The 4772-nt window shown below is 64.1% G+C and carries 3 protein-coding genes and 1 tRNA gene; all 4 read left to right on the forward strand.

Features of this window, described 5'->3' with window-relative positions; all coding sequences use genetic code 11:
• Positions 1-1174 (forward strand): aminopeptidase (locus BQ7388_RS09170; protein WP_072500321.1); only part of this gene is annotated, 1174 nt, incomplete at its 5' end.
• A gap of 51 nt (positions 1175-1225) precedes the next feature.
• A tRNA-Lys gene (locus tag BQ7388_RS09175) sits at positions 1226-1301 on the forward strand.
• 557 nt (positions 1302-1858) lie between these two features.
• Complete coding sequence (locus BQ7388_RS09180) at positions 1859-3172, forward strand: argininosuccinate synthase (protein ID WP_072500322.1); 1314 nt, start codon at positions 1859-1861, stop codon at positions 3170-3172.
• 131 nt (positions 3173-3303) lie between these two features.
• On the forward strand, positions 3304-4701 hold the full coding sequence (gene argH, locus BQ7388_RS09185; protein ID WP_072500323.1) for an argininosuccinate lyase: 1398 nt from the start codon (positions 3304-3306) through the stop codon (positions 4699-4701).
• Positions 4702-4772: the final 71 nt, after the last annotated feature.

The following is a 4772-nucleotide window of genomic DNA, read 5'->3' on the forward strand; positions in this document are numbered from 1 at the left end:
GGGACAGGAGCTCGTACTGCAGGCGCCCGTGGAGCGGGCGGACTTCGCCCGCCGCGTCGTGAGGAAGGCCTACGAGGCGGGCGCGGGACACGTGACGGTCATCTGGTCTGACGACGTGGTGGGACGCCTGACCTACGAGCACGTGGACAAGGCCTACTTCGAGCACGTCCCCTCGTGGCAGCGAGAGCAGCTCAACTCTCTCGCCGAGGCTGGTGCTGCGTTCCTCTTCCTCGAGGGAAGCGACCCCTCCGCGCTCGACGGGATTGACCCCGCCAAGCCGGCGGCCGCACGAAAGGCGCGCAACACCGAGTGCCTCGCGTTCAGGGAGGGTATGGACTTCGGCCGAAACGTCTGGTGCATCGCGGGGGTTCCCGTCGAGGCCTGGGCCCGCGAGGTCTTCCCCGAGCTCTCGGGCAGCGAGGCGATCTACAGGCTCTGGCTCGCCATCCTGAGCGTGGCGCGCTCGGACGGCCGCGACCCCCAGAGTGCCTGGGAGACCCACAACGCCACCTTCGAGAAGAACAAGCGCCTGCTCAACGCTGCCGCCTATGACAGCCTGAGGTATCGGTCGTCGAATGGTACGGACCTCGTCGTTGGCATGAACGCCGGCCACCTCTGGGAGGGAGGGGCCGCCCGGACGGTGGATGGGACCGTCTTCTTCCCCAACATCCCCACCGAGGAGGTCTTCACCACCCCCAACCGCAACCGTACGGAGGGAATCGTCCACTCCGCCATGCCGCTCGTGCATGCGGGTCAGGTCATCGACGACTTCTGGATCAGGTTCCGAGACGGCGCGGCGGTCGAGTGGGACGCCCGTCGGGGCAAGGCCGCGCTCGACCAGATCATGGCGGCAGACGAGGGTGCCCATCACCTGGGAGAGGTCGCCCTCATCTCAAAGAACACCCCCATCAGGCAGAGTGGGATCCTCTTCTACGACACGCTCTACGACGAGAACGCGAGCTGCCACCTCGCCCTTGGCATGGGATTCCCGGAGTGTCTTGATGGCGGGCTCGACATGGGCAAGGACGAGCTCCTGGCCCATGGGGTGAACCAGTCCTCCACCCACGTCGACTTCATGGTGGGCGCCGACGACTTGGACGTCTGGGGAGTCGACACTAACGGAGAGGAGACCCCCATCTTCGTGGGCGGGCAGTGGGCCTGGGAGGCCGAGTAGCGACCCAGGCACGTGGTAGAATCGCACGGACGTCTCATCGCGTGACATATCGGGCCGTTAGCTCAGTTGGCAGAGCAGGGGACTTTTAATCCCAAGGTCGTGGGTTCGATCCCCACACGGCCCACCACGTACGCTTGCAGGCCAACGGTGGTGCTTCCCGTTGGCCTGCTTCTCGTATGCCCATGATGCAACTATTTCCCTATGTAACAGGCTGCTAGCTGCTGATATTCAAATCGTTGACGCAAGCAATTGACGACATCGAGATCCTTGTCCATCTTCACCTGCCCAATTGTTTCGAGCAGGAAACCAAAGGGGGCTCTCGTCTTACGCGCATTTGCATAGAGGCGTAATATTCCTCAACAACAAGTGGAGCAGGAGTCCAGGCGCAGGGAAGGGGGAGAGGTTCGATGGACAACAACACAGGCATCAAGCTCTCTCTCCGACGCCAGGGCCGACGAATCACGCTGCGACGCCAGCGCGAGCTGCTCCCGGTCCGCTGAGGCAAAACTAGAGGCCTCGCACATATAGGACTGTGACACCGCCTGGCAATGCCAGGCTTTTTTGTACGAAAAATACCTGGCACGCAGCGTATTCACCTTTTTGGGAGGGGACGCCCTCCCATCGCGTGCCCACGACCATAGCCAACACACCAAGCAACGAACGACAAAACAGGGGAGAGCAACCATGCCTGCAACCAAGATCCAAAACGCCGCCACCAACGCCGCCACGAAGGAGAAGGTCGTCCTCGCCTATTCCGGCGGTCTGGACACCTCCGTCATGGTCAAGTGGCTCCAGCTCGAGAAGGGGCTTGACGTCGTCGCCATCTGCGGCAACGTGGGCCAGGACGCAGAGGACCTGGCCTGGGTGGAGAAGAAGGCCCTGCGGATGGGAGCCGTCCACTCGGAGGCCCTGGACATGCGCGAGGAGTACGCGAAGGAGGTTCTCACCAAGGCGATCAAGGCAAACGGCCTCTACGAGGACACCTACCCCCTGCTCTCCGCGCTCTCGCGTCCCCTCATCGTAAAGCACCTCGTGGAGATCGCCCACAAGATGGGTGCCTCGTACATCGCCCATGGCTGCACGGGCAAGGGCAACGACCAGGTGCGCTTCGAGACCTGCATCCACGCTCTCGACCCCAGCATCAAGGTCCTGGCACCCGTGCGCGAATGGGACCTCCTCACCCGCGAGCAGGAGATGGAGTGGGCCCAGGAGCATGGCGTGCCCGTGCCCACCACTGCCGCCAAGCCCTACTCCATCGATGACAACCTCTGGGGTCGCGCCATCGAGTGCGGCGTCCTCGAGAACCCCTGGAACGAGCCCCCTGCGGACATCTGGACCATGACGGTGGACCCCATTTCCGCCCCCGACCAGCCGGAAGAGATCGTGGTCGGCTTCGAGAAGGGCGTGCCCTGCTCGCTCAACGGCAAGAAGATGGAGCTCCTGCCCCTGATCGTCCAGCTCAACAAGGTCTGTGGCGCACACGGGTACGGACGCATCGACATGATCGAGGACCGTGTGGTGGGCATCAAGAGCCACGAGTGCTACGAGTGCCCCGCCTCCCTCGCCCTCATCAACATGCACCACGCCCTCGAGACCCTCTGCCTCGACCACGACACCCTGCAGTACAAGCACATGATCGACCAGCAGTGGTCCAAGGTGGTCTACGACGGCCTCTGGTACAGCCAGCTCAAGGAGGCGCTTGACTCCTTCTGCGCCAGCACCCAGGCCTTCGTCACCGGTGAGGTCAAGGCAAAGCTCTACAAGGGCAGCCTCACCGTGACCGGCCGCAAGAGCGCCTACTCCCTCTATGACCTCAGCCTTGCGACCTACGGTGACGGCGACAGCTTCGACCGCAGTGCCTCCAAGGGCTTCATAGACCTGCACAGCCTGCCAAGCAAGACCTGGTCGGGCAAGCAGGGTCCCGCCCACAAGCAGGCGGTTCCCGCGCCTGCGGGCAAGAAGCAGGCGAAGCTGGGCTACGCAGTCCTCTCCGCGTAGGGGAAGTTGTCCGGCAGGAGCTGGGGTTGCGCGCACGCGGGAAGACTCGGCCCGCGTGCGCGCCCTTGCGTCCTCAGGCCCATACAGTGGCGAACGACTGAGCGAACACGAGATGAGAAAGGCGGGTCAGGATGGCCCTTTGGTCTGGAAGGTTCGAACAGGGAGTCGACGAGCTTACCCAGCGCTTCGGCGCCTCGCTCGAGGTCGACAAGAGCATGTGCCGTCAAGACATCGCCGGGTCCATGGCACATGCCCGGATGCTGGCTGACCAGGGCATCATCGGCGTGGATGACGCCGAGAGGATTCAGGAGGGCCTTTCTCGGATCCTCACGCAGATAGACGACGGCGACTTCGAGTGGGACGTGAACGACGAGGACGTTCACATGGCGGTCGAGTCGAAGCTCACGCAGATGGTCGGTCCAGCCGGCGCGCGCCTTCACACCGGACGTTCGCGCAACGACCAGGTGGCACTTGACCTGCGACTCCTTGCCAAGGACCTCCTTGCCCAGCTCATGAGGGGAAACCTTGCCCTCAGGAGGACCCTTCTCGACGAGGCGGTGGCACGGCGGGGCGTGGTGATGCCGGGTTACACCCACCTGCAGCATGCGCAACCCGTGTTCCTCTCGCATCACCTGCTTGCCTACTTCTGGATGCTGGGGCGTGACTTCAAGCGCCTCTCCTTCGCCTTCGACGAGGCGGATGCCAACCCCCTGGGAGCCGCCGCCCTGGCGGGGACCACCTATCCCATAGACCGCTTCCAGACGACGGAGTCCCTGGGCCTCGACCATCCCATCCCCAACTCCATGGACGCCGTGAGCGATCGCGACTACCTCCTCGACCTGCTCTATGCCTGCTCCGTCTCGATGATGCACCTCTCGCGTCTCTGCGAGGAGATCGTGCTCTGGTCCACCACGGAGTTCGGCTTCGTCACGCTCTCTGACTCCTACTCGACCGGCTCGTCGATCATGCCCCAGAAGAAGAACCCGGACTTCGCCGAACTCACCCGTGGCAAGACCGGTCGGGTGTACGGTGACCTGGTGGCCCTCCTCACGACCATGAAGTCGCTTCCCCTGGCCTACAACAAGGACCTCCAGGAGTGCAAGGAGGGCCCCCTCGATGCAGCGCATACGCTGCTCGACTGCATGGCGTGCGTGAGGGGGATGGTCTCCACCTGGCGCCTCGACGAGGGCCGCATGGAAGAGGAGTCGAGGAAGGGCTTCACCGCCGCGACCGACGTGGCAGACTACCTCGCCAAGCGAGGGGTGCCCTTCCGCAAGGCCCATGAGGTGGTGGGGGAGCTCGTCCTATATTGCGAGAGGCATCACAAGGGCCTGGAGGACCTGACGCCCGAGGAGTTCCGCCAGGCCTCCGGGCTCTTCGACTCCGACGTGACGGAGGACCTCGACCCAAGGGGGATAGCTTCGGCCCGTAACAGCTACGGCGGTACAGGTACCCAGGCGCTCGCTCGCCAGCTCGAAGAGGCGCGCGCCGCGCTCGAGGCCGACGAGGGTTCCCTGGCGGGGGAGTAGGTCGCAGGCGGCAGGGGACGCCGACGGCGGCCTTCCGGCCAGGGTCCCCACCTCTGCACGCTTAGTGGGCC

The organism is Olsenella phocaeensis, from assembly GCF_900120385.1.
Taxonomy (GTDB): Bacteria; Actinomycetota; Coriobacteriia; order Coriobacteriales; family Atopobiaceae; genus Olsenella_I; species Olsenella_I phocaeensis.